Source organism: Haemophilus sp. SZY H53 (assembly GCF_054332375.1).
Genome location: NZ_JBTGNV010000001.1, coordinates 91778 through 116625, shown reverse-complemented (window position 1 = coordinate 116625; position 24848 = coordinate 91778). Strand labels below are relative to the sequence as shown.

24 protein-coding genes are annotated in these 24848 nt (G+C 39.9%); 8 read left to right on the top strand and 16 right to left on the bottom strand.

What is annotated here, in order from left to right:
• Positions 1–84 precede the first annotated feature (84 nt).
• The 4 genes from ACXVWB_RS00675 (at position 85) to ACXVWB_RS00660 (ending at position 4462) form a co-directional block, all read left to right on the top strand.
• Positions 85–783: a SanA/YdcF family protein gene (locus tag ACXVWB_RS00675; RefSeq protein WP_289901683.1), complete on the top strand. Its 699-nt coding sequence runs from the start codon at positions 85–87 to the stop codon at positions 781–783.
• Between the two features lie 168 nt (positions 784–951).
• Positions 952–2304 (top strand): lysine-sensitive aspartokinase 3, encoded by a 1353-nt coding sequence (gene lysC / locus ACXVWB_RS00670; RefSeq protein WP_289901682.1) that lies wholly within the window; start codon positions 952–954, stop codon positions 2302–2304.
• A 129-nt stretch (positions 2305–2433) separates the two neighbouring features.
• The gene (gene purA, locus ACXVWB_RS00665; protein WP_289901681.1) at positions 2434–3732 is read left to right on the top strand and encodes an adenylosuccinate synthase; all 1299 of its coding nucleotides are present in this window, start codon (positions 2434–2436) and stop codon (positions 3730–3732) included.
• A 64-nt stretch (positions 3733–3796) separates the two neighbouring features.
• Positions 3797–4462, top strand: coding sequence for a DUF484 family protein (locus ACXVWB_RS00660; protein WP_289901680.1), 666 nt, complete (start codon positions 3797–3799; stop codon positions 4460–4462).
• Between the two features lie 185 nt (positions 4463–4647).
• Here the strand turns inward: ACXVWB_RS00660 and ilvN are convergent, their stop codons facing one another.
• From ilvN to fabB, 3 genes are all read right to left on the bottom strand, one after another.
• The gene (ilvN, locus tag ACXVWB_RS00655) at positions 4648–5139 is read right to left on the bottom strand and encodes an acetolactate synthase small subunit (protein ID WP_289901679.1); all 492 of its coding nucleotides are present in this window, start codon (positions 5137–5139) and stop codon (positions 4648–4650) included.
• Positions 5139–6863: an acetolactate synthase 3 large subunit gene (locus ACXVWB_RS00650; protein WP_289901678.1), complete on the bottom strand. Its 1725-nt coding sequence runs from the start codon at positions 6861–6863 to the stop codon at positions 5139–5141. The genes ilvN and ACXVWB_RS00650 overlap by 1 nt, the downstream gene beginning before the upstream one ends.
• A gap of 370 nt (positions 6864–7233) precedes the next feature.
• Entirely contained in the window at positions 7234–8454 is a 1221-nt protein-coding gene (fabB, locus tag ACXVWB_RS00645) for a beta-ketoacyl-ACP synthase I (RefSeq protein WP_049355550.1), read from the bottom strand.
• A gap of 182 nt (positions 8455–8636) precedes the next feature.
• Between fabB and mnmC the strand changes: the two genes are divergently transcribed.
• Complete coding sequence (gene mnmC, locus ACXVWB_RS00640) at positions 8637–10646, top strand: bifunctional tRNA (5-methylaminomethyl-2-thiouridine)(34)-methyltransferase MnmD/FAD-dependent 5-carboxymethylaminomethyl-2-thiouridine(34) oxidoreductase MnmC (RefSeq protein ID WP_289901677.1); 2010 nt, start codon at positions 8637–8639, stop codon at positions 10644–10646.
• A gap of 31 nt (positions 10647–10677) precedes the next feature.
• Here mnmC and ACXVWB_RS00635 read toward each other — a convergent pair whose 3' ends face one another.
• Both ACXVWB_RS00635 and ACXVWB_RS00630 read right to left on the bottom strand, forming a co-directional pair.
• On the bottom strand, positions 10678–11352 hold the full coding sequence (locus ACXVWB_RS00635; protein WP_289901676.1) for a tetratricopeptide repeat protein: 675 nt from the start codon (positions 11350–11352) through the stop codon (positions 10678–10680).
• 1 nt (position 11353) lies between these two features.
• Positions 11354–12070 (bottom strand): YwiC-like family protein, encoded by a 717-nt coding sequence (locus tag ACXVWB_RS00630; RefSeq protein ID WP_049355553.1) that lies wholly within the window; start codon positions 12068–12070, stop codon positions 11354–11356.
• 111 nt (positions 12071–12181) lie between these two features.
• On the opposite strand from ACXVWB_RS00630, the gene ACXVWB_RS00625 reads away from it, so the two are divergent.
• Together ACXVWB_RS00625 and ACXVWB_RS00620 are read left to right on the top strand one after the other, a co-directional pair.
• Positions 12182–12532 (top strand): RidA family protein, encoded by a 351-nt coding sequence (locus tag ACXVWB_RS00625; protein WP_128787230.1) that lies wholly within the window; start codon positions 12182–12184, stop codon positions 12530–12532.
• An 89-nt stretch (positions 12533–12621) separates the two neighbouring features.
• Entirely contained in the window at positions 12622–13032 is a 411-nt protein-coding gene (locus ACXVWB_RS00620) for a Z-ring associated ZapG family protein (protein ID WP_049355555.1), read from the top strand.
• 58 nt (positions 13033–13090) lie between these two features.
• On the opposite strand, the gene lolE is transcribed toward ACXVWB_RS00620, so the two are convergent.
• The 11 genes from lolE to ACXVWB_RS00565 form a co-directional block, all read right to left on the bottom strand.
• Positions 13091–14341: a lipoprotein-releasing ABC transporter permease subunit LolE gene (gene lolE, locus ACXVWB_RS00615; RefSeq protein ID WP_289901675.1), complete on the bottom strand. Its 1251-nt coding sequence runs from the start codon at positions 14339–14341 to the stop codon at positions 13091–13093.
• Positions 14341–15024, bottom strand: a complete 684-nt coding sequence (gene lolD, locus ACXVWB_RS00610; RefSeq protein WP_014065207.1) for a lipoprotein-releasing ABC transporter ATP-binding protein LolD — start codon at positions 15022–15024, stop codon at positions 14341–14343. The genes lolE and lolD overlap by 1 nt, the downstream gene beginning before the upstream one ends.
• Before the next feature lie 3 nt (positions 15025–15027).
• Positions 15028–16209: a lipoprotein-releasing ABC transporter permease subunit gene (locus tag ACXVWB_RS00605; RefSeq protein WP_289901674.1), complete on the bottom strand. Its 1182-nt coding sequence runs from the start codon at positions 16207–16209 to the stop codon at positions 15028–15030.
• Positions 16209–17156 carry a 2-hydroxyacid dehydrogenase gene (locus ACXVWB_RS00600; RefSeq protein WP_289901673.1) on the bottom strand — a complete coding sequence of 316 codons (948 nt, stop codon included), beginning with the start codon at positions 17154–17156 and terminating at the stop codon, positions 16209–16211. Before ACXVWB_RS00600 ends, ACXVWB_RS00605 begins: the two co-directional genes overlap by 1 nt.
• Before the next feature lie 67 nt (positions 17157–17223).
• Positions 17224–18078 carry a 3-deoxy-8-phosphooctulonate synthase gene (kdsA, locus tag ACXVWB_RS00595; RefSeq protein WP_005695859.1) on the bottom strand — a complete coding sequence of 285 codons (855 nt, stop codon included), beginning with the start codon at positions 18076–18078 and terminating at the stop codon, positions 17224–17226.
• Positions 18079–18090: 12 nt separating this feature from the next.
• Positions 18091–18894 (bottom strand): SirB1 family protein, encoded by an 804-nt coding sequence (locus tag ACXVWB_RS00590; protein WP_289901672.1) that lies wholly within the window; start codon positions 18892–18894, stop codon positions 18091–18093.
• On the bottom strand, positions 18894–19772 hold the full coding sequence (prmC, locus tag ACXVWB_RS00585; protein ID WP_289901671.1) for a peptide chain release factor N(5)-glutamine methyltransferase: 879 nt from the start codon (positions 19770–19772) through the stop codon (positions 18894–18896). The genes ACXVWB_RS00590 and prmC overlap by 1 nt, the downstream gene beginning before the upstream one ends.
• Positions 19772–20854, bottom strand: a complete 1083-nt coding sequence (gene prfA / locus ACXVWB_RS00580; protein ID WP_005695856.1) for a peptide chain release factor 1 — start codon at positions 20852–20854, stop codon at positions 19772–19774. Before prfA ends, prmC begins: the two co-directional genes overlap by 1 nt.
• Positions 20855–21394: 540 nt before the next feature.
• Positions 21395–22810, bottom strand: a complete 1416-nt coding sequence (locus ACXVWB_RS00575) for a tetratricopeptide repeat protein (protein WP_458472976.1) — start codon at positions 22808–22810, stop codon at positions 21395–21397.
• 105 nt (positions 22811–22915) lie between these two features.
• Positions 22916–23452 (bottom strand): elongation factor P hydroxylase, encoded by a 537-nt coding sequence (locus ACXVWB_RS00570; protein WP_289901670.1) that lies wholly within the window; start codon positions 23450–23452, stop codon positions 22916–22918.
• A 154-nt stretch (positions 23453–23606) separates the two neighbouring features.
• Positions 23607–24470: an AraC family transcriptional regulator gene (locus ACXVWB_RS00565; protein ID WP_289901787.1), complete on the bottom strand. Its 864-nt coding sequence runs from the start codon at positions 24468–24470 to the stop codon at positions 23607–23609.
• Positions 24471–24660: 190 nt separating this feature from the next.
• On the opposite strand from ACXVWB_RS00565, the gene ACXVWB_RS00560 reads away from it, so the two are divergent.
• Positions 24661–24819, top strand: coding sequence for a hypothetical protein (locus ACXVWB_RS00560; protein WP_289901669.1), 159 nt, complete (start codon positions 24661–24663; stop codon positions 24817–24819).
• The last annotated feature ends 29 nt before the right edge of the window (positions 24820–24848 follow it).

Here is a 24848-nt window from a genome sequence, read left to right as displayed (position 1 = left end):
GTTTAGACGTCCAAATACTCTTATCATCTATTCAATAAACAAGTTAGACTTGAATTTACTTCCTTTTTTCAGTATGTTAGCTATATGCAACTATCCAAAATGCCATCAAAAATGACCGCTCTTTCATGGTTTTTACGCCTTTCACTAAAAAAACTCCTCGGTTATATCTTGGGGCTCTTTTTATTTGTCTTGATTGGTTGTTTCACGATTGATCGCACCGTGAGCTTTTATGTACAAGATCGCGTGTATGAAGATGTCGAAACGCTCCCGCATCGTCATTATGCATTGGTACTTGGTACATCCAAATATGTCGCTAAAGGAAAAACCAATAAATATTATGATTACCGCTTAGACGCATCAAAATTCTTGATCGAGCACGATAAAGTCGATTATTTACTGCTAAGTGGTGATAACCGCACGCTTCAATATAACGAGCCACGCACCATGTTTTTGGACCTACGTAAAATGGGCATATCTGAAAGTGTGATGTTTAAAGATTTTGCGGGATTCCGCACCTTAGACTCCGTTGTACGCGCAAGCAAAGTTTTCCAAGTGCCCTCTTTTACTATTATCAGCCAAAAATTCCATTGTGAACGTGCACTACTGATTGCTAAGTACTACGATATTGATGCAATTTGTTTTACTGCAAAAGAACCCGAAATGTATTTTGGGATACGTATTCGCGAAATATTTGCTCGCGTGAAAGCCGTGTTAGACTTAATTATTGGTGTAAAACCTTATTTCCTTGGTGCACCAGAGCCTCTGCCAATACCTATCGAATAGTTAATGATTCTTTAATTTTTACCCTATTAAATCAAAAAATATCTAAATAATTGGTTTTTTACTCTATTTTTTTGGAGTATTTATTTGACAATTTTTGATGAAATCGCTATTTCTAATACCTAATCATAAAACACAACATCTTACTTTTCATTTTTAGAGGATTATCTTATGTCTCATTTATCGGTAGCAAAATTTGGTGGTACATCTGTTGCAAACTACTCAGCTATGCAGGCCTGTGCCAAAATCATCATTGCAGATCCTAATACTCGCGTTGTGGTGCTTTCAGCATCAGCTGGTGTGACAAATTTATTAGTCGCCTTAGCAAATGGCGTGAAAGCTGAAGAACGTGCAAAATTAATCGGTGAAGTCCGTCAAATTCAGGAAAATATTTTAAATGAATTACAAGACGACAGCCATGTACGTCCTATCATCGAAAAATATTTAGAAAACATTACCGCACTTTCTGAAGCAGCAAGCCTTGCGACATCAAAAGCTTTAACTGATGAAATCATCAGTCAAGGTGAAATGATGTCGACACAAATTTTCATTGAAGTATTAAGAGAATTACAAACTACCGCAACTTGGGTTGATGTACGTAGTTTAGTGGCAACTAATGATAACTTTGGTAAAGCCGCACCAGATGACTCTCAAACTCAAGTAAACTGCGATAATTTATTAAAACCATTAATTGACCGAGGTGAATTAGTCATCACCCAAGGTTTTATCGGCCGTGAACCAGGTGGTAAAACGACTACTTTAGGTCGTGGTGGTAGTGACTACTCTGCGGCACTTTTAGCGGAAGTATTAGACGCAAAAGATGTATTAATTTGGACGGATGTAGCGGGAATTTATACCACAGACCCGCGTGTCGTCCCTGAAGCAAAACGTATTGATACAATGAGTTTTGCTGAAGCTGCTGAAATGGCAACTTTCGGTGCTAAAGTATTGCACCCTGCAACATTACTTCCAGCTGTGCGCAGTAATATTCCCGTTTATGTCGGTTCTAGTAAAGCGCCTGATGCAGGCGGTACTTGGGTAACACGCGATCCACAACCACGTCCTACATTTCGTGCAATTGCATTACGGCGTGATCAAACTTTATTAACGCTTTCAAGCTTAAGTATGCTACATGCTCAAGGTTTCCTTGCAAATGTATTCAATATCTTGTCCAAATATAAAATTTCCGTCGATACAATCACCACATCTGAAGTGAGCATCGCATTAACCTTAGATAAAACAGGATCTGTTTCATCCGGTATCGAATTACTTTCTCCAGAATTGCTAAATGAATTAAACCAATATTGTACCGTAAGAGTGGATACGGGAGTCTCACTTGTGGCCTTAATAGGCAATGATCTACACCTTGCCTCAGGTGTAGCTAAACGCATATTTAATACCTTAGAAAATTATAATATTCGTATGATTAGCTATGGTGCAAGTACGAATAATATTTGTATGTTAGTACAGAGTGACAAAGCGGATGATGTAGTTCGTTCATTACATAAATCGTTGTTTGAATAATAAATTTATAGAAAGTGTGGTTAAAAATAACCGCACTTTTTTACGTTTAGAATTTGAGATTACGATAAAAAAAGAGTAAAGTATTAGCTTATTTGATTTATGGACTGACGCAAACTTAAGGCGGAAATTATGGGAAAAAGTGTTGTTATTCTTGGCGCTCAGTGGGGCGATGAAGGAAAAGGTAAGATCGTTGATTTATTAACAGATCGAGTTAAATATGTGGTGCGTTACCAAGGTGGCCACAACGCAGGTCACACGTTAATTATTAATGGTGAAAAAACCGTATTACGCTTAATTCCATCAGGTATTTTACGTGATAATGTGACCTGTTTAATTGGTAATGGCGTAGTGCTTTCTCCTGCCGCATTAATGCAAGAAATGGGCGAGTTAGAAAACCGAGGGGTAAAAGTACGTGAACGTTTGTTAATTTCTGAAGCTTGTCCATTAATTCTCCCTTATCATGTTGCGATGGATCATGCTCGTGAAGCTGCATTAGGCAAAAAAGCCATTGGTACAACCGGTCGGGGTATCGGTCCCGCTTACGAAGATAAAGTGGCACGTCGTGGTTTACGCGTGGGTGATTTATTCAATCGCGAAGCCTTTGCTGAAAAATTAAAAAATATCCTTGAATACTATAATTTCCAATTGGTGAACTACTACAAAGTAGAACCTGTTGATTATCAAAAAACATTAGACGATGTGTTTGCGGTAGCTGATATCATCACGGGCATGGTAGCAGATGTGACAACCATCTTAGATACGGCTCGCAAAAATGGCGACAACATTTTATTCGAAGGTGCACAAGGTACCATGCTTGATATCGACCACGGCACCTATCCATATGTAACCAGTTCCAACACTACCGCAGGTGGCGTAGCGACTGGTTCAGGTTTCGGTCCTCGTAACCTTGATTATGTGTTAGGTATCATCAAAGCATACTGTACACGTGTTGGTGGCGGTCCATTCACCACAGAATTATTCGATGAAACGGGTGCTGAAATTGCACGTAAAGGTAATGAATTTGGTGCTGTAACTGGTCGTCCTCGTCGTTGTGGTTGGTTTGATGCTGTAGCCATTCGTCGTGCAATTCAACTAAACTCAATTTCTGGCTTCTGTATGACCAAATTAGATGTATTAGATGGCTTTGATGAAGTGAAAATCTGTACAGCTTACAAAATGCCAAATGGCGAAATCGTTGAATATGCACCATTGGCAGCGAAAGATTGGGAAGGCGTAGAACCAATTTACGAAACTTTACCAGGTTGGAAAGAAAACACCTTCGGTGTCACTGATGTAAATAAATTACCGCAAACTTGCCGTGATTACATCAAACGTATCGAAGAAGTAACTGGTGTACCGGTAGATATCCTTTCAACGGGTCCAGATCGTGTTCAAACGATGATTTTACGCGATCCATTTGCGGCCTAAAACGGCATAAAAATAAACCGCACTTTGGCACAACCAAGTGCGGTTATTTTTTAAGGAGTTTTTAATGACTGAACAAGATATTGCTGACTACCTAAAAAATCACCCTGATTTTTTTACCCATCATCCTGAACTACTTCAACTGCTTAGTATTCCGCATAGCCATGAAGAAGGGACGATTTCCTTAGTCGAAGCACAGCTTGCTCAGCAACGAGAACAAATCAAAACGCTTACTCAACTCCTCGAAAAATTTCATCTGCTTGCCCATCAAGAAGCGGATATCTTCTTTGCTCTGTTACCTTTGCAGAAAAAACTATTTCAAACAGAAGACTTTATTGCCATCAATGAAAAACTTGATGACTGGGCAAAAGGCTATGAGCTAAAAGGTGCTAAAATCTTACTTTTCACTGACAGCTGGCAAAAAAAGGACACTATTCCTGAACAACATTGGCTAGACCGAAAAGCGTTTGAACTCATTCGCCTAGAGCGCATGGGGTTACGCCAATTCTATTTAGGCGATCTCTCCAATAAAGAAAAAGCCCTTATGTTCCTTCCGGAAGAACTCCCTATCGGTTCTGTGGCGATTTGCCGTTTAGGTGGAACACCGCAAAAACCAACCGCACTTTTAGTCTTCAAATCTCGAGACACTGACCGTTTCCACAACGACCAAGACACCACATTTCTTCGACATTTAGTCGATATTGTAGAATTGCATTTGGGAAGGTGGCTTTAAATATTGAAAATCAACTTGTGATATACAATCATCATTATGAGTAACGGGTATGCTACATAGCATTAACACCATTTTGTCATTTCCTTTATTAACTATTAGCATTCAGTCAAAACACCTAAAAAGAAAGTCCAATTATTCGGCCACCCAAAAATGCGAAGCCTTCTTAACCTGACTTTCTTTGATGATTAAAGTATATTCTTCTCACCACGAGAAAGACTAATTAAGCCTGAACGCACAATTTCAAGTAATGTGCTTTCTTCTTTCAGTGCCTCAACAAAAGCATCTAATTTGTCTTTTGTACCCGTTAACTGAATGGTATAAGATTTTGTTGTCACATCCACAATCTGACCACGGAAGATGTCGGCTAAACGTTTTAATTCATCACGCGATGAACCTGTTGCACGCACTTTCACTAACACCACTTCACGTTCTACGTGATCATGCTCACTCAAATTGATAACTTTAAACACATCCACTAATTTGTGAAGTTGCTTTTCAATTTGCTCAAGTACTTGCTCATCCCCTACCGCTTCAATCGTCATACGAGAAAGGGTTGGGTCGTCCGTAGGTGCCACGGTTAAGCTTTCAATGTTAAATGCACGTTGGGAAAATAAGCCGACCACTCGAGATAATGCACCGGATTCATTTTCTAATAAAACAGATAAAATTCTACGCATTATTCTTTCTCCTCTTGTGGTTTGCTGAAAATCATCTCATTCATCGCCCCGCCGCGAACTTGCATCGGGTAAACGTGTTCGGTTTCATCAACATTAATATCAACAAAAACCAATTTATTTTTAATGCTGAAGGCTTCTTGTAATTTGCTGTCTAATTCATCAGGTGTCGAAATTTGAATCCCCACATGACCATAAGACTCGGCTAACTTCACGAAATCTGGTAAAGAATTCATATAAGTTTGGGAATGGCGACCTGAGTAAATCAAATCTTGCCATTGTTTTACCATGCCTAAGAAGTGGTTGTTCAAACAAATCACCACAACTGGAATGCGATATTGTGTTGCCGTTGAAAGCTCTTGAATATTCATTTGAATACTGCCATCACCCGTTACACAAACCACGGTTGCATCAGGATGTGCAAGTTTTACCCCTAATGATGCTGGTAAACCAAAGCCCATCGTACCTGCACCACCTGAGTTGATCCAACGACGCGGTAAATCAAACGGATAATGTAACGCGGCAAACATTTGGTGTTGCCCTACATCGGATGCCACATAAGCTTGGCCTTTTGTAATGCGATACACCGCTTCCATCACTTGCTGTGGTTTGATGACGCCTGAAGTGCGGTCGAAATCCAAGCACTTTTTCGCTTTCCATTCATCGATTTGTTTCCACCAATCTTCTAAGTGATTTTGCGGACGTGAACCGATTTCTTCACCTAATAAGCTTAAGAATTCATCCAATACATTTTTCGCATTACCTACAATTGGAATGGCTGCTGGTACGTTTTTAGAAATAGAGGTTGGATCAATATCAATCTGAATCACTTTTGCATTTGGGCAATATTTATCTAAGTTGTTAGTGGTACGGTCATCAAAACGAACGCCAACACCAAGGATTAAATCACTTTCATGCATTGCTGTATTGGCTTCGTAAGTCCCGTGCATTCCAAGCATGCCTAAAAATTGTTTGTCCGTACTTGGGTACACGCCTAAACCCATTAACGATGAGGTAACCGGTAAATTTAAACGTTGTGCGAATTGTGTTAATTCTTTATGACAGCCTGCCGCAATTGCACCACCACCCACGAATAAAACCGGTTTTTTAGCCACTAATAATGCTTTTAATGCTTTCTTAATTTGACCTTTATGACCATTTACGGTTGGATTATAAGAACGAAGCTCAACAGATTTTGGATATTCGTAAGGATATTTTAAAGTTGGATTTACCGTATCTTTTGGAATATCTACGACAACAGGACCTGGACGGCCTGTTGAAGCGATATAAAAGGCTTTTTTCAAGATACCTGGAATGTCTTCTGCTTTTTTAACGATAAAGCTGTGTTTAACCACTGGGCGAGAAATCCCCACCATATCACATTCTTGGAACGCATCACGGCCGATTAAACCACTCATTACCTGACCTGAAATGATCACCATTGGTACCGAATCAGTATAAGCGGTCAAAATCCCCGTAATCGCATTGGTTGCACCTGGTCCTGATGTGACTAACACACAACCCACTTTACCGGTCGCACGCGCATAACCATCTGCCATATGTACCGCAGCTTGCTCATGACGGACTAAAATATGTTCAATCCCACCAAGGGTATGGATTGCATCATAAATATCCAATACGGCACCGCCCGGATAACCAAATAAATACTCAACGCCTTCGTCACGCAAAGACTGAACCACCATTTCCGCACCGGATAATTTCTTCATATTTTACTCCTAAAACTGACCGCACTTTTATTACTACGATTCGTAGTCAAAACAATGGAAACATCATACCGAAAGAAAACAACTTGTCTAGCATTGCAAAAGTCTAAAAAGACAAATTTAAAAGAATTAAAATCTGGAAAAATATGAAAATAAAGTTTTAAATAAATATTAAAGTCAAAAAATAAAGAGAATTGTATTTTTATATAGAGTTTTATAAAAATAAAAAAATTTTATTCTTTTGTTCAGAAATTTGAACTAGATCACATTTTAAATGTTGTGTTCTCTTATGAGTGGAAGAAAAAGAATCGATGACAAGAAAAAACCGCACTTGGAAGCCCAAAAGTGCGGTTAGATTTTAAGTGATTTTTAATTAGCCGTTATAGCGTTTGAACACTAAAGTTGCGTTTGTACCACCGAAACCAAAGCTATTTGACATGACAGTTTGTAAGCCTGCATTTTCTTTTGTTTCAGTCACGATATTGCAGCCTTTTGCCGCTTCGTCTAATGTTTCGATATTAATGCTTGGTGCAATGAAGTCATTGTGTAACATTAATAAGGTATAGATTGCTTCGTGTGCACCTGCTGCACCTAAAGAGTGACCGGTCATTGATTTGGTTGAAGAAATCGCTGGAATTTTGTCACCAAATACATTTTTGATTGCCCCTAATTCTTTCACATCACCAACTGGTGTTGATGTACCGTGTACGTTGATGTAATCAATTGGAGTATCTACCGTTGCCATTGCTTGTTTCATACAACGCTCTGCCCCTTCACCGCTTGGCGCGACCATGTCGTAACCATCAGAAGTTGCACCATAACCCACGATTTCAGCGTAGATTTTTGCGCCACGTGCTAATGCATGTTCTAATTCTTCAACCACTACAACAGCACCACCACCAGCGATAACGAAACCATCACGGTTTGCATCGTAAGCACGAGAAGCTTTTTCTGGGGTATCATTGTATTTGGTTGAAACAGCACCCATTGCATCGAATTCAGTTGCACATTCCCAAGATAATTCTTCCGCACCACCCGCGAAAACCACATCTTGTTTACCTAATTGGATTAATTCAACTGCGTGACCGATACAGTGTGCAGAAGTTGCACAAGCAGAGCTGATTGAGTAGTTCACACCACGGATTTTGTAAGGGGTTGCTAAACAAGCTGACACACTTGATGCCATGGTTTTAGTTACCGCATAAGGACCAATCGCTTTCACACCGCGTGGACCACGCACTGCATCACAAGCCACTAATTGGTTATGTGCTGAACCAGTACCTGCACCGATTACAAGACCTGTACGGTCATTTGAAACTTGATCTTCTGTTAAACCTGAATCTTCAATCGCTTCACGCATTGAAAGGTATGCATAAGCTGCCGCATCCCCCATAAAACGATACACTTTACGATCGATATGCTCGCTTGGATCAAGTTTGATTGTGCCGGCAACATGGCTACGCATTTTCATTTCAACAAACTCAGGGACAATTTCAATTCCCGATTTACCCGCTTTTAATGATGCCAAAACTTCTTCTTTGTTGTTACCGATACTTGAAATAATACCAAAACCAGTAATTACAGCTCTTTTCATTCTTTATTCCTTATGATTTAGGGGAAATTTAATTCAACTTACAGTTGTTAGCTGAACGCAATTTACTATGAAATGAAAATATTGCAAGCAATAATTCATTTGTTCGACCAGTTAAGTTTTAACCGTCTCAAAATTTCCGTGCTATTATAAAAGAATTTGATAAGGCAAAAAAGGGCTAACACATGTTCACCATTCAGCATGCAAAAATTCATTTTAACGAAGAGAATACCCCCGTTTCAGATAAGTTTGATGACGTGTATTTTTCCAATCAAGATGGTTTAGCAGAAACCCACTATGTGTTTTTAGAAGGTAATCAGTTGTGGGAACGTTGGGTTCATTACCAAGAAGCCCATTTTGTTATTGCTGAAACAGGGTTTGGCACAGGATTAAATTTCTTTGCGGTGACCACGCTATTCCGTGAATTTCGTCAGAAATATCCAGATTCACCTTTAAAACGCCTTTATTTTATCTCTTTCGAAAAATACCCTTTGCCACTTGATGCATTACAACAAGCTCATTTAGCCTATCCACAATTTTCTTGTCTTGCTCAGCATTCACAACAGCATTGGCTTAATCCCATTCAAGGTTGCTATCGTTTTCATTTTGATGAAACCACGTTAGATCTTTGGTTTGGCGATGTCGCTGAAAATCTGCCGCAACTGGGCGATTATATGAATAGCAAAATTGATGCGTGGTTTTTAGATGGTTTTGCGCCGAGTAAAAACCCCGACATGTGGAATGAGCAGCTTTATCAGCAAATGTTTCGTTTTACCAAGCTACAAGGTACCTTTGCGACTTTCACTGCGGCAAGTGCGGTGAGAAAAGGCTTAGAAAATGCAGGCTTTGATATTACAAAACGCAAAGGCTTTGGTAAAAAACGAGAATGTCTTTCCGGCCAAAAAACGCAGGAAAAACCAACCGCACTTTCTACGCCCTGGTTTCATAGTCAGCCAGCCAATCTCAAAGAACAAGATATTGCCATTATTGGTGGCGGGATAGCCTCGCTTTGTACAGCTATTTCATTGGTTAAACGTGGGGCTAACATCACAATTTATTGCGAAGATGAACAAACTGCCCTGAATGCATCTGGCAATAAACAAGGTGCTTTTTATCCGCAACTGAGTGATGATAACGATCGCAATATTCGTTTTTATATTCATGCCTTCGCCTATGGTCATCAATTCCTACAGTGGGCAATTCAACAACAAATCGAATTTGAACATAAGTTCTGTGGTGTCGCACTTTATGCTTACAATGAGAAAGCTGAAAGTAAATTAAATAAAATCGCTGCGCTGAATTTACCTTCTGATTTATATCACTCATTAAGTCAAACTGAATTAAGCGAAAAAGTGGGTTTACCGTTACCTTTTGGTGGCGGCTTTATTCCTCAAGGCGCTTGGCTTGCACCACGTCAGTTAGTTCAACATGCTTTTGTCTTTTTAGAAAAACAAGGTGTCCAGATTAAAACATCACAAAAAGTAACTGCACTTTCTCAAACAGAAAATAGTTGGCAAATCACCACAGCTGAAAATGAAACTTTCTGCCATGAAGTGGTTGTTTTAGCAAACGGACATAAACTCACTGAGTTTGAACAAACACAGAAACTCCCACTCTATCCTGTTCGCGGGCAAGTGAGCCAAATTCCGACATCGGAAAACTTACTTAAACTCAAAACCGTGTTGTGCTATGACGGCTACCTGACGCCAGTCGATCAAGCGAAAATCAGTCATTGTATTGGCGCAAGTCATGTTCGTGATAATGCGAGCCGTGAATTTAGCCTAACCGAACAACAAGAAAACCAACAAAAAATTCAGCAGAATATTCCTGAATATTGGACAAAAGAAGTAGATACATCGGGTAATCTTGCTCGAATCGGTGTGCGTTGTTCGGTACGTGATCTTACGCCAATGATGGGCGCTGTTCCTCATTTTTCTGCTCAGCAAACACAATATCAAAATTTGTTTAATTTGCGACGCCGTAAACAGCCAATAGAACAAGCTGAAAACTACCCTAACCTCTATTTAATCGGCGCACTAGGCTCACGAGGATTAACCTCTTCGCCATTTTTAGGGGAAACACTGGCTTCCTTAATTTATGATGAACCCTTACCGATGAGTGAAGATCTGATTCATAATTTAATGCCAAACCGTAGTTGGGTCAGACGCTGGTTGAAGGGGGCGAACGTGAAATAAAAAAGTGCGGTTAAAATCAACCGCCTTTTTCTTAATACAAGCTTAAACGTTGTAATCGCTGTCTAGCGATTTCTTTAATTTCATTCTTTTTTGCTGTATTCATAATTTCTAAATAAAGCAATTTGGCTAAACCAATGTTAATCTGTGTACCAATACCCTCTTCATACATCCTTGCTAAACGAAATTTACCTTGATTGCTCCCCGCATTTGCAGCTTTTTGGAACCATTCAAAGGCTTTGGTAAATTCTTTCTGATTGGTATAAATTTCCCCTAATGTAAGCATGGCATCAGGATCTTTCGTTGCACTGGTTTCAAATAATTTAATCGCTTGAGCGGTATCTTGTTTCACATAGTTATTGCCGTTAAAATACATGACTGCCAAATTATTGATGGCTTTAATACTGCCTCGCTCAGCGGCTTCGCTAAACCACCAATAAGCCAACTCTTTATTTTCATCCACTCCACGGCCTAAATTATAAAGCATCCCTAAATTGCTTTGTGCTTGTAAATTACCTTCCAAAGCTAAAGGATACATAATTTCAAAAACGGCTTTCCAATCTTGTTTATCCGCTAATTTTTGCGCCAGATCCATTTTTTGCTGATCCGTCATTTGCGCTTTATCGACCAAATCAATGGTTTTCATCGCAAATGCTGAACTGCTTAAGGTGAGCGTGGTGAGGAGTAAAAGTTTGGCTAATGTCTTCATCTTATAACGTCGCTATCAATAAAATAATCAAAAAAATGGCGGATGTTCCGAATTCTATTAGACCGACTTGCTTAACCGAAAGTTTCTTGGTAGGTAAATAAATAGCACGAATTAACGCCGGCACAAAAGCTAGTGATAAGACATATTGTTGAGTAAACAAGCAACCGAGCACGCAAAGCACATGGAAAATAATAGAGGCTTTGAGATAAAGCGGATTTTTACGTTCACGCATCATTGATTTGACGTAAAGCGTCGTACCAATAAAAAATAAGCTTGGATATAACGCGACCCACCAGATTTTTTCATCAAAAGTGCGGTCAGAAAAATAATAGGATCCCATACCTGCAAGGGCAAAAATCGCAATACCCGCTAAATCATTGAGAAGATTCCGTTCATCTTTTTTCTTAGTGTAATAGATACTCACCAACACAAAAGGAAACATGGCTGCAATAAAGAAAAGAATCTGCCAGTTATAAAAAATGGCAGGAAGCGCAAATAAAAAAGCTGTGACACCATAGATGATTGTCCACTTTTTATATTCCGCCATATTTTTGCCTTTAAAGAGACTCAGCATTGGGTAACTCAGCAAATACATGCTGAACCAAGCTAAAAGCAAAAAGAAATGCGCCCAAACAGGTGAAGCTAATAACATACCGTAAACAAAAGGCAATAATGCCATCACAATGGCGCCATATTGATTCGAAATCAGGAGTTTCATAGTTTTCTTTAGTTGATAAAAATTCTCAATTATTTTATCTCACAATTTCTTGATTTACAAAGTCTAAAACCGCCTTTAGAATGGAATTATCGTCATCAAAAAGGAGCTATTATGTCGATTCAACGCATTCAACCAAGCAAACGCTTTTCTGAAGTGGTCATTCATAACAATACTGCCTATTTTGCAGGCCAAGTACCAGAAAAAACCGTTAAGCAAAATGCTTACGAGCAAACCAAAGAAGTCCTTTCACTGATCGATAAATTATTGGCTAAAATTGGTTCTGAAAAAAGTAAAATTCTTACCACGCAAATCTTCCTTGCTGATATGGCAGATTATGCTCAACTCAACCAAGCATGGGATGAATGGGTCGATAGTCAAAATCCACCAAGCCGAGCAACGGTAGAAGCGAAACTTGCAGATCCTGATTGGAAAGTTGAAATCGTGATTATTGCAGCCGTGTAAGTATAGCTTTTTCAAAATGTGATCAACCGCAAAGAAACTTTTTTGTTTTTCCTTTACACTAAACACAAAATTCAAATAAGGAGTAATGTATGCAATCATGGACACCAGAAATATGGCAAGCAGCGGTGATCGGGCTTGTCGTTGGCGTAATCTTCGGCTATTTGCTATTACGTTTAACAAAAGGGTCTGTTAAAAAACAAGCTCAGACAGAAGCTGAACTGAAAGAAGTGAAAACACAATTAAGCGATAAACAAGCACAACTTGAAAAACATTTCGCTGAAAGTGCTGAATTATTTAAAACCTTAATTGGTGATTATCAAAAACTGTATCGTCACTATGCGGTTTCATCTGAAGCTTTACTCGGCAATAAACCTACCAATAAAGGTTTATTTACCCAGCAATTGGTGACAGCCTCATCAGAAAGTAAATCAGAAGAACCACCTCGCGATTATTCCGAAGGTTCATCTGGCTTATTAAAAACAGATAAAGAAAACCAATAATGATTAACGGTTGAACAATAAAAAATCAGGGATTAAATACTTAATCCCTGATTTTTTATTAATGATTACTCAATACTTGAGCCGGTTGTAACTTCGCGGCTCGACTGGCTGGATAAAGACTGGCGAGTAAACTTAATACTAATGCCGCCACGAGAACCAATACAACATCGAACCAATGTAATTCACTTGGTAAGAAATCAACGAAATAGATGCCATCTGATAACAATTTTCTACCGAGTAATGTCTCGATGCCTTGAATAATCGGCGTGAGATTCAGTGCAAGTACGACGCCTAACACGATACCAATCAAACACCCTTTCATTCCTGCAAGCAAGCCATACCAAATAAAGATCTGCTTAATAAAGCCATTATTTGCCCCCAGGGTTCGCATAATCGCAATATCACCTTGCTTGTCTTTTACCGCCATAATTAAGGTAGAAACGATATTAAAACACGCTACCCCAATTACAAGCACCATCGCGATATACATCACCGTACGGATAAGTTGAATATCACGATACATATAGCCAAATTTTGCCACCCAGTTTTGAATATAAAGCAGTTGCGGATAATCATTCAGCATCGAATAATCCATTTCTTGTACTTTAAATGGATCATCCACTTTCAATTCAACACCGGTAATTTGATCTTCACGATATCCCATTAATTCCTGTGCTTGAGGCAGGGAGAGTAAAGCATAACTGTGGTCTAACTGACCATCTAAACGTAAAATAGCGGTCACTTGAACACGCTCACGATTAGGCTGAGCCATTTGATCTTCACCATTCGGTTGAGAAATCAATAACGACACCCAATCGCCTGCTTTAACATCTAGCTCTTTGGCAATACCAGAGCCCAGCACCAATCCACCTTCTTCTGCGAATTTCTGCCAGCCATCACCTTCCACAAACTTACCAAGAGAACTCACTTGATCTTCAGCTTGTTTATCGACCCCTTTCACTTGAACGACTTTAAGTTTATTGCCATTTTCGACTAAGGCAGTAAAACTCACAAAAGGTGAAAGTGCGGTAATTTTTTTGTTTGTTTTTAGACGTTCCGCAAGGTTCTGCCAATGGTTTAATGTGCTCTCATTGCCCTGTGGGTTTAATGTGATTTCCGCATGTGGTACGACTGCCAAAATACGTGAATTCAGTTCACGCTCAAAGCCATTCATGGCACTTAACCCCACGATCAACACCGCCACGCCAAGAGCTATACCGATAGCAGAGAATTTTGAAATTAACGCCACCAACGGATTCTTTTGCTTACCCCGTTGATAACGCCAACTAATGAAAAAAGGCGTATTCATTATGCACCTTCCTTCAAAATTCCGTCTTGCATGGTTAAGCAACGAGACAGTTTTTGCGCTAATGACATATCATGTGTAACCAATAAAAACGCAATGTTTTGTTCCGCATTCAAGGTTTGAATCAACTCAAAAATACTTTCTGTGGTTTTATGATCTAAGTTACCTGTTGGTTCATCAGCCAAGACAAGAGCAGGGTTATTCACCAATGCACGAGCAATCGCAACACGTTGACGTTCACCGCCAGAAAGTGCAGATGGACGATGAGTAATACGATGACTTAAGCCTACTGCGCCTAATATTTTTTCAGCACGATCTTTTGCTTCTGTTTTATTCTGACGACCAATTAACATCGGCATCATCACATTTTCCAATGCGGTAAAATCTGCCATTAAATGGTGAAATTGATACACGAAACCGAGATTTTGATTACGCAATTTAGCCAATTCACTTTCAGACGCTTTTTGCAAAGATTGCCCTTTAATAAACACTTCCCCACTACTTGGCTGATCTAAACCGCCTAAGGTGTGTAATAAAGTACTTTTTCCCGAACCAGAGCTTCCCACAATCGCCACTAATTCTTGTGGTTTCATGGCAAAGCTCACGCCTTTTAATACTTGGGTTTGGTTCTCGCCTTCTTGGTAAAATTTATTAATATTTTGGCATTCTAATAAGTAGTTATTCATATTTTACTCATAACGTAATGCTTCCGCCGGCTCAGTTTTCGCCGCACGATAAGCTGGGTAAATGGTTGATAATAAGGATAATAATAGAGAAAAGGCAATCACAACAATGACTTGCACTGGCTCAATGGATGTTGGCAAGAAAACACCGTTCGGATTGACCGCACTTAAAATTGCCCCAAGGTTTAAGGTGATTAATACGCCCAGTACAGCACCAATCAATGTACCCACTAGCCCAACCAATAAACCTTGATAAATAAAGATAGAACGCACTTGTGATTTAGTCACACCTTGTGTTTGCAAAATGGCGATTTCCCCTTGTTTATCCACCACCATTAAACTTAATGAGGTCACGATATTGGAAATCGCAACAATAATAATTAAGCTAATCAACAAGCCCATCATATTTTTTTCCATACGAACCGCTTGGAAAAACTCCCCTTTTTGGACACGCCAATCACTGATATGGCTCTCTTTAAAATAGGTTGGCAATTCTGTGATTTGGAAAGGATCATCCAGGAATAAACGATAGCCTTGAGCTTCGCCTGGCTGAATTCGCATTAGGCGACCAATATCAGCTAAATTAGCAAAAACTTCATAACCTGACGCTTCGCCATAATCATAGTAAAGCTCGCTCACCGTAAATAAACGCTGCATCGGCACGCGACCAAATGGGGTGTATTGGCTGTTTTCCGTAATCATTAAGCGAACTTTATCGCCCACCGCTAAGCCTAATTTTTGTGCCAATTTATCGCCAATAATTAGCTTAAACTCACCTTGCGGTAAAAGTTGATTAAATTGGCTAGGATCGAAAGCGTCCAGTAAAGGATCATCTGAAAAAGACTGAATACCAATCACTTGTCCCGCACTCACACCTTTTGCCGTTTGAAACACAACATTTGTCGTATTAATCGGCACAGCTTTTTGCACAAAGTGCGGTGTGTTTTCAAGCGATTTTTCTGCCGAAATAGGCGCTTCTTGGCTCACAATCGCATGCGGAATTGTCGAAAGCACCTGTTGTTTTTGATAGCCTTCTAATCCATTCATGACAGAAAGCACAATAATCAACGCCATCACACCCAGTACGATGCCAAAGCTTGCCAAATTAGCAACAAGTCGCCCAAAACGATCGGCGCTTTTTGCACGCCAATATCGCAGGGCGATATATAAAGAAATAGGTAAATTCATTATTTTTGATTTAATTGTTGAACGAAATCTTCGATATTTTGCGTCACTTTTTTCGTTAGCGTGGTTACCGCACTATCACTCGCCCAAGCAATATGAGGTGTGATAATTAAATTCGGCATCGTTTTCGCTAATTCAATCAGTGGATTGTTTTTCTCTGGTGGCTCTTTCACTAACACATCTAATGCGGCACCACCTAATTGTCCTGACTTCAATGCGTCACAAACTGCTTGCTCATCAATCAATGGACCTCGACCAGTATTAATTAAATACGCACCTTGCTTACAAAGTGACAAGGTTTCTTGATTGATTAAATTTTTAGTTGTTTCAGTCAATGCACAATGCAATGTCAGAATATCTGCCTGTTTTAGCACCTCTTCAAAAGGGGTGTAACCTTCACGGCACATTGTGGCATGTCGATGTTCAGCATAAAGCACTTTCATGCCTAAAAGCTCGGCTAAACGCCCTACTTCTGTACCTAAACAGCCTTTCCCAAACACACCTAACGTTGAACCTTTAACATCTGTAATGGGATAATCAAAGTAGCAGAACTGTTTGCTCTCTGTCCATTTACCGGTGATTTGATCGCGTTGCCAGCCAGCCAAGCTGTGTTTTAACGCAAAAATCATGCCCAACACATGCTCTGGTACCGTCGTAGCAGAATAACCTGTCACATTTTTAACCGCCACGCCAAATTCTTTTGCCGCGTCTAAATCCACGTTATTGGTGCCTGTTGCGGTAATAGCAATCAATTTTAATTTAGGTAATTGTTGCAACACCTCGCGGCTTAAAATCACTTTACTGGTAATAATAATATCCGCGTCTTTTGCTCGCTCAATGGTTTGTTCCGCAGAAGTATATTCATACTCTACCCAGTTATGCGGAAAGCTTGGACGAGGAATAGGAATATGTTTTGGAATTGCGGTGCTGTCTAAAAATACGATATTCATTGTTTTCTCCTTTTAATAGAACAAAAGTGCGGTCAAAAACAACGCTGTTTTCAACCGCACTTCTCCATTAGATGGACGTATCTAATTCAGGAAAAGATTTCACTAAATCATCAATGGCTTTCATCTGTGAGACAAAACCTTCTAATGCTGAAAGTGGCAATGCAGAAGGCCCATCACATTTTGCTTGATTTGGATTTGGGTGCGCTTCTAAGAATAAGCCTGCAATGCCAATTGCTAAACCAGAACGAGCTAATTCGGTCACTTGTTCACGACGACCACCTGAAGCGGCACCAAACGGATCGCGGCATTGTAATGAATGGGTCACGTCAAAAATGACAGGGCTGCCTTTAGATACTTTTTTCATTACGCCGAAGCCTAACATGTCCACCACTAAATTATCGTAACCGAAGTTTGAACCACGATCACAAAGGATAATTTTATCATTACCACATTCTTCAAATTTATCCACGATATTACCCATTTGACCCGGGCTTAAGAATTGTGGTTTTTTCACGTTAATTACCGCACCCGTTTTTGCCATGGCTTCGACTAAATCGGTTTGACGAGCCAAGAATGCCGGTAATTGAATCACATCCACCACATCAGCAACAGGCTGGCATTGATAGATTTCGTGCACATCGGTAATCACTTTCACGCCAAAGGTTTCTTTTATCTCTTGGAAAATTTTTAAACCTTCTTCCATGCCTGGACCACGGTAAGAATGAATTGAAGAACGGTTAGCTTTATCGAAAGATGCCTTAAAAACATAAGGCACACCCAACTTTTCAGTCACTTTTACGTAAGCTTCGCAAACTTGCATTGCCATATCGCGACTTTCAAGCACATTCATTCCGCCGAAAAGTACAAAAGGTTTGTCATTTGCGACATCAATATTGCCAATTTTTACAATTTTATTTTGCATAATATTTCCTTTTTAATGGATGGCATTGGCATCTTTCAATGCTTCGCCTTTCAGTTCTAAAAGTTGAGTTTTTAACAAAGAAGAAGTGGGATCATTTGGACATTGATCCACAAAATATTCCAAATCCTCAATGGCTGAAGGATAAGCGCCCATTTGCGCCAACACTAAGCCACGATCGCGAATATCATAAGGATCTTTTCTTCCTGCTAACAAGAATTGGATATAATTAAAAGCCAAATCGTTTTGTTCTTCACGAATTAAGGCATTCTTGGCGAGCTGACGGAAACGTGCGGTCAGCATCGGAATATCTGCTCGGGCTAAATCTTCAGGTTGAATTTGAGCCCCAAAACCAAAGGCACCTTCATAGAGTTTTTTCAATTCATCCACTGAAATATATTTTCCGTTCCAAGGATCAATAAACGCCACTTCACCATCGACTTCTGCACGTAAAATCAGTTGGGTCGGGAAATTCACGGGATAAATCGGCAATTTTAAACTTGCTGCCAAATAAAGTATTAAGGCGCCAAGGCTCACTGGCATGCCTTCACGCTCTTCTAAAATATACGGAAGGTATAAATTTCGGGCATAGAAATAATTATCCGCATCGCAATGAAAGCCCCAATCACCGTAAAATAACTGCAAGAGTTGATGAATTTTAGCTTTATCATCCCATTCTTCAGGAATAGCTTGGCGAGCTTTGCGCACCAAGCTTCCAACAAGCCCTCTTAAGCGAGGCTCATCAAGTTGCTCTTTCTCACAAATGCTCAGATAAAAATGAGTCAGTTCAGCATATAAGGCTTTTTGATCGTATTTCATTACCGCTTCCAATATCCCAACGTTATGCGCTCATTGTCGCCATAATCCCGTATGGTTGCAACCCCTTGCCAATGATTTTGCCAGAAAATTGACCGCACTTCTTCGCCCTGTTTCCAGCCGTGTTCTAACAATAAATAGCCGTTATCTTTTAAATGTCCTGGCGCATTCTCAATAAGATGACGTAAATCAGCTAAACCGTTTTCACCTGCCACCAACGCCGAACGAGGCTCGAAACGCACATCACCTTGGAAAAGATGTTCATCGGTTGCATCAATATAAGGCGGATTACTGACGATAATATCAAACTGCCCTTCAACATTTTCAAACCAACGACTCTGAAAAAATTGCACCTTGAGCTGATTTTTTTCGGCATTGGATTGCGCTAATTTGACGACTTCTGGCATCAAATCAACACCAATAACATCTAATTGAATATGCTTTTTTTGACAAATAGGAGAAAGCTCAGAAGCCAACGCCAACGCAATGGCGCCAGTGCCGGTACCAAGATCGAGAATACGAAAGTGCGGTGGATTTTCTTCCAGTTTTTCTAACGCAATTTGCAATGCTTTTTCTACGAGAATTTCAGTATCTGGACGAGGAATTAATGTTCCTTCAGACACATTTAAAGGCAAGGACCAGAATTCTTTTTCACCGAGGATATAAGCGATAGGTTCGCCTTTTAAACGACGATCTAAAAGTGCGGTCAATTTTAACCGCACTTGTTCATCAATTTCCGTTTCATCAAAAGCTAAAATTTGCGTTCTCGATTTGCCCGTTGCATGTTGCAATAGCACTAACGCATCAACTTTGCCATTCTCTGTTGGATTTACCTGATTTAAGGCTTGCGCAGCATCGGCAAGCCATTGTTGATAGGTCATTAATTATTCTCAGATAACGCTGCTAATTGATCGGCTTGATATTCAGTAATAATCGGCTGAATAAGCTCGTCAATTTTGCCGTTCATCACTTCATCTAAGCGATAGAGCGTTAAGTTGATACGATGATCGGTTACACGACCTTGTGGGTAGTTATAAGTACGAATTTTATCTGAACGATCGCCTGAACCTAATAAGTTACGTCGGGTATCCGCTTGCTCTGCCGCTTGACGTTCTTGCTCCGCTTGAACAATACGTGAAGCCAATACCGACATCGCTTTGGCTTTGTTTTTATGTTGTGAACGTTCATCCTGACATTCCACCACAATACCTGTTGGAATGTGGGTAATACGTACCGCAGAGTCTGTGGTATTAACGTGCTGACCACCCGCACCAGATGAACGGTAGGTATCAATACGTAAATCTGCAGGATTGATTTCCGGCATTTCAGATTCAGGCAATTCAGGCATAACCGCAACAGTACAAGCTGAAGTATGAATACGACCTTGGCTTTCCGTTTTTGGTACACGTTGTACACGGTGGCCGCCTGATTCAAATTTTAACTGACCATACACGCCATCACCGCTTACTTTAACGATCACTTCTTTATAACCGCCCTGCTCGCTTTCATTTGCGCTGAGCATTTCAACACGCCAGCGTTTACTTTCTGCATAACGGCTGTACATACGGAATAAATCGCCAGCAAAGATACCCGCTTCATCCCCACCTGTACCTGCACGAATTTCTAAATAGCAGTTATATTCATCATTTGGATCTTTCGGTAATAAAAGAATTTGAAGTTGTTGTTCCACTTCTTCAATTTCGGCTTTGGATTCTTCAATTTCCATTTCTGCCATTTCTTTCATTTCAGGATCATCTAACATCAACTCTGCTTCAGCAATGTTAGAATTAAGCTGATTCCAACGATTAAAACATTTCACCACATCTTCAAGTTGTGAATATTCTTTAGAATACGCACGGAATTTATCCTGATCCGAAATCACCGACGCATCGCCTAGCAATGCCTCTAGTTCTTCATAACGTTCTTTTAAACTTTCAAGTTTTGCAATAATAGAATCTTTCATATCTTTCTAAAGTTAAATCAAAAAATAAAATCGGCCTATTTTAGCCGATTTTAAGGAAAATTGACAGCGAAGGAGATTAAGAATCTCAGACGCTTTATTTGTGATTAACCCACTATTTATTGGTGTCTTGTTTTTGATTGAGCTCACGATATTTATCACACCCTTATTGACTGCGTAAATCGCAAGCATCGCCAAAGTATTTTTTTGCGTGCCTAAGCCTAATAACTTGGTAAATATCAAAATCTACACGTCCAAGTAATAGTGGAAAAAATCAAATGAACTATTTATTTTTCTGTTTTTTAACAAGCTCCTTCACACCACTAATATGATATTTATCAAAATGCGAAAGCACTAATAAATCAATATCAGCATTGTTTTCTTGCTGGTTATATTTTTGCACGGCATTTTGAATAAGTTGCTAGCTTGAACTTGTACCACAATCATAAACCCAATGGAAAGCTGGGGCGTCTCCCATTTGAATACGCCCACTTGAGAATAACCCTTGCCCTACATTCCAAAATTAGCATTGTAAGATTGGCATTAGTGTTCCCCGCTATTTAGCTTACTAAAATATTCACATCCTGTTTGTTCTCCATTATCACAAGCCTTACTAAACCATTCTTTAGCTAAAGATTTATTGAATTGAACACCTTTTTCAAAAATATATGCTAATCCTAATAGAACTTGAGCCTTTGCATCTCCCTGATCCGCCGCTTTGCTAAACCATTTCACTGCTTTAAAATAATCTTGTTTGACACCACGCCCGTTGTAATACATACTGCCCAAATTAGCTTGAGCAATTGCATACCCCTGCTCCGCCGCTTTGCGATACCATTTCACCGCTTCAAAATCGTCTTGTTTGATACCTCTTCCCTCGGAATACATGATGCCCAAAGTAGCTTGAGCCTTTGAATCCCCCTGATCTGCCGCTTTGCGATACCATTTCACCGCTTCAACATCATCTTGTTTGATACCTATTCCCTCAGAATACATAGTGCCCAAATTAAATTGAGCTCTTAAATCCCCCTGCTCCGCCGCTTTGCGATACCATTTCACCGCTTCAAAATCATCTTGTTTGATACCTATTCCCTCGGAATACATCATGCCCAAAATAGCTTGAGCCTTTGCATCCCCCTGCTCCGCCGCTTTGCGATACCATTTCACCGCTTCGAAGTAATCTTGTTTCACTCCTTGTCCGTTACTATACATCAGGCCCAGATTAAATTGAGCCTTTGCATGTCCCTGCTCCGCCGCTTTGCGATACCATTTCTCAGCTTCAAAATCATCTTGTTTGACGCCTTTCCCATTGTAATACATATTGCCCAAATTAAATTGAGCCTTAGCATATCCCTGCTCCGCCGCTTTGCGATACCATTTCACGGCTTCAACATCATCTTGTTTGACTCCACGCTCGTTGTAATACATATTGCCCAACTTAAATTGAGCCATTGCATTCCCCTGCTCCGCCGCTTTCCGATACCATTTCACCGCTTCAAAATCATCTTGTTTTACGCCTTGTCCGTTGGCATACATATCACCCAAATTAAATTGAGCATCCGCCTGTCCCTGCTCCGCCGCTTTCCGATACCAGTTCATGGCTTCAAAATAATCTTGTTTGACGCCTTGCCCGTTATCATACATCACGCCCAAATTATATTGAGCCATTGCATTCCCCTGCTCCGCCGCTTGGCGATACCATTTCATCGCTTCGAAATAATCCTGTTTCACGCCTTGTCCTCTGCTATACATCACGCCCAAATTATATTGAGCATATTCTTGTCCCTGTTCTGCCAAAGGCAACCAAAGTTTAAAGGCGGTTTGATAATCGCTCCTATCAATGGCTTCAACACCTTGTTGGAATTGCTGTACAGGTGTATCTGCCCAAGCAGTATAATGAAAAGAAGCAAGTGAAAAGCCAAGAATGGCAGTAGTGATAAGTGTTTTTGGAAATTTCATAGAAATTAGTCCTTTATTTTTGTAAAAAATTATAAAACAAACTATGTGTTTAGTTGATAATATTGATTACACTCCCTATAAACAGGGTAAAAAAATAATATTACTTTAAATGCGCGTCACATCAAATTTACTTAAATCAATACGATCTTCTGTGCCATAAAACATAGCAAGGGCATGACGTAACGTTTCAGCTCGTTTTGGTAAACCTTTTTCCGCGTAGATTTTCACTTGCTCATACACGGCTTGTTTAAAAGGCTGTGTATCGCCCGGATTGCCATTCAAATTATCCGCACTGGCAAAATAACGGAAACCTGCCGCTGTTGCCAAAATCCACTCTAATGCTTGCGGTTTAACTTCAACTTTTTCAAAATCACGTTGGCGTTCTTCAGAACGTCCATCTGGCTCATACCAATAACCAAAATCTTCTAGTTTACGGCGTTCTTTTCCTGCCACTAACCAATGGGCAATTTCGTGTAATGCACTGCTGTAAAAGCCTCGCGCAAAATAAATCGCGTTATAAGGCACGTCATCATTTGCGGGTAAATAAATGGGTTCATCACCGCCTTTGACCAATCGAGTATTATATTCTTCTTCAAAACATTGATTAAAAATCGCAATGATGTCCTCAAATTTATGTTCCATGCTTTCTCCAAATATTTTTATAAATAACGCCTCTTAAAAGGTTTGAGAATTATCTCATTTTTCATGTCTTTCACAAAATCTTGGTTAAATAAAAAACGTCTGAAATTAACGTTTCAGATTTTTAGGTGTTTTTAAACCTATCTTTAAGCCCCATCTATTTAATATCCCCCTTGAGCGCATGCCCGAAATACCGTTTGTATTCACGGCTGAATTGGCTAGGTGATTCGTAGCCGACTTGGTAAGCGGTTTCGGTAATGCCTCGCTCTTCTTGTGCGATCAGTCGTCTGGCTTCCATCAGACGTAAGGATTTTTGATATTGCAGCGGAGAAAGGCTGGTTATCTTCTTAAAATAACTATGAAAGCCAGATAATGACATACCACTTAGATTTGCCAAGGTTTCCACGGTGATGGTTTCACTAAAATGTTGTTGCAGATAATAGGTAGCTTGGGCGATTTTTTTGGTGTGCGATCCATTGCTTACCATGGCTTTAAATTTGCCACCTTGTTCGCCTGTAAGGAGTCGATAATATATTTCTTGTTGGATAAGCGGTGCAAGAAACCCAATATCTTTTGGATTTTCGTGCAAGAGTAATAAGCGTTCAACAGCATTTTTGAGAGATTCATCCAAATGCCATTGTGCAAAACCCTCGTCGCCCTGTTGGACATCATCTGCAAGGTTTGGATTTGCTAATAAAATCTTGCTAACGCTTTCAATATCAATTTTCATCGACATCACTAAAAACGGCTTTTGCGGCTCTGCATATTTAATCTCGCCACGCATCGGTATGTTTACTGGGCAAAACATAAAATGTTGATTATCAAATCGGTAGCATTGTTCGCCTAGCTGCACTTCACGTTCTCCGCTTAACACGATGCAAATGCTCGGCTCTTGAATAATACCTTCGTAACAAAATGGTTGATCTGAATGGCGAAGAAATAAGCCTTTAATCGATGATGAATAGAGTTCGTTATGTGGAATAACCTTTAATAATCGTTCTATCATTTCAGTTGAGAACATAATTTTGTAGGAATAGGCAAGTAATTTGGATAAATCATATAACACTTAATATTGCCGTTCAATATAATGAACTCACTTTTAACGGCGGTACGCCAAACCATATTAACCAACATTAAATGAGGAAAACATTATGAAAATTTTCTACAAAACATCAGCAACAGCAACCGGCTGACGTGATGGTCGTACTCAATTGGACGACGGTTCAATCAGCTTTGATTTGGTTTCATTTCAAAATGACGGCACCGGAGCTGATGAAAAACACCAACGCGCCGAGTATGGCAAGCACCGCCGCACCGACGAAAAACGGCCGCATGGGGTGGGTGAAAAACTTATTCATGGTTTGGCTTAATTCTGCATGAAGATGCTTTCGAATATGGA

What these genes read in the sequence shown, in the direction of transcription:
- ACXVWB_RS00625 (WP_128787230.1), top strand. Translation starts at nt 12,182, where the DNA reads ATGTCGATTCAACGCATTCAACCAAGCAAACGCTTTTCTGAAGTGGTC.
- kdsA (WP_005695859.1), bottom strand. Translation starts at nt 18,078, where the DNA reads ATGCAAAATAAAATTGTAAAAATTGGCAATATTGATGTCGCAAATGAC.
- lolD (WP_014065207.1), bottom strand. Translation starts at nt 15,024, where the DNA reads ATGAATAACTACTTATTAGAATGCCAAAATATTAATAAATTTTACCAA.
- mnmC (WP_289901677.1), top strand. Translation starts at nt 8,637, where the DNA reads ATGTTCACCATTCAGCATGCAAAAATTCATTTTAACGAAGAGAATACC.
- ACXVWB_RS00570 (WP_289901670.1), bottom strand. Translation starts at nt 23,452, where the DNA reads ATGGAACATAAATTTGAGGACATCATTGCGATTTTTAATCAATGTTTT.
- ilvN (WP_289901679.1), bottom strand. Translation starts at nt 5,139, where the DNA reads ATGCGTAGAATTTTATCTGTTTTATTAGAAAATGAATCCGGTGCATTA.
- ACXVWB_RS00575 (WP_458472976.1), bottom strand. Translation starts at nt 22,810, where the DNA reads ATGAAATTTCCAAAAACACTTATCACTACTGCCATTCTTGGCTTTTCA.
- ACXVWB_RS00660 (WP_289901680.1), top strand. Translation starts at nt 3,797, where the DNA reads ATGACTGAACAAGATATTGCTGACTACCTAAAAAATCACCCTGATTTT.
- ACXVWB_RS00590 (WP_289901672.1), bottom strand. Translation starts at nt 18,894, where the DNA reads ATGAAATACGATCAAAAAGCCTTATATGCTGAACTGACTCATTTTTAT.
- ACXVWB_RS00620 (WP_049355555.1), top strand. Translation starts at nt 12,622, where the DNA reads ATGCAATCATGGACACCAGAAATATGGCAAGCAGCGGTGATCGGGCTT.
- lysC (WP_289901682.1), top strand. Translation starts at nt 952, where the DNA reads ATGTCTCATTTATCGGTAGCAAAATTTGGTGGTACATCTGTTGCAAAC.
- prmC (WP_289901671.1), bottom strand. Translation starts at nt 19,772, where the DNA reads ATGACCTATCAACAATGGCTTGCCGATGCTGCGCAAGCCTTAAATCAG.
- lolE (WP_289901675.1), bottom strand. Translation starts at nt 14,341, where the DNA reads ATGAATACGCCTTTTTTCATTAGTTGGCGTTATCAACGGGGTAAGCAA.
- ACXVWB_RS00650 (WP_289901678.1), bottom strand. Translation starts at nt 6,863, where the DNA reads ATGAAGAAATTATCCGGTGCGGAAATGGTGGTTCAGTCTTTGCGTGAC.
- fabB (WP_049355550.1), bottom strand. Translation starts at nt 8,454, where the DNA reads ATGAAAAGAGCTGTAATTACTGGTTTTGGTATTATTTCAAGTATCGGT.
- ACXVWB_RS00605 (WP_289901674.1), bottom strand. Translation starts at nt 16,209, where the DNA reads ATGAATTTACCTATTTCTTTATATATCGCCCTGCGATATTGGCGTGCA.
- prfA (WP_005695856.1), bottom strand. Translation starts at nt 20,854, where the DNA reads ATGAAAGATTCTATTATTGCAAAACTTGAAAGTTTAAAAGAACGTTAT.
- ACXVWB_RS00675 (WP_289901683.1), top strand. Translation starts at nt 85, where the DNA reads ATGCAACTATCCAAAATGCCATCAAAAATGACCGCTCTTTCATGGTTT.
- purA (WP_289901681.1), top strand. Translation starts at nt 2,434, where the DNA reads ATGGGAAAAAGTGTTGTTATTCTTGGCGCTCAGTGGGGCGATGAAGGA.
- ACXVWB_RS00565 (WP_289901787.1), bottom strand. Translation starts at nt 24,470, where the DNA reads ATGTTCTCAACTGAAATGATAGAACGATTATTAAAGGTTATTCCACAT.
- ACXVWB_RS00630 (WP_049355553.1), bottom strand. Translation starts at nt 12,070, where the DNA reads ATGAAACTCCTGATTTCGAATCAATATGGCGCCATTGTGATGGCATTA.
- ACXVWB_RS00635 (WP_289901676.1), bottom strand. Translation starts at nt 11,352, where the DNA reads ATGAAGACATTAGCCAAACTTTTACTCCTCACCACGCTCACCTTAAGC.
- ACXVWB_RS00600 (WP_289901673.1), bottom strand. Translation starts at nt 17,156, where the DNA reads ATGAATATCGTATTTTTAGACAGCACCGCAATTCCAAAACATATTCCT.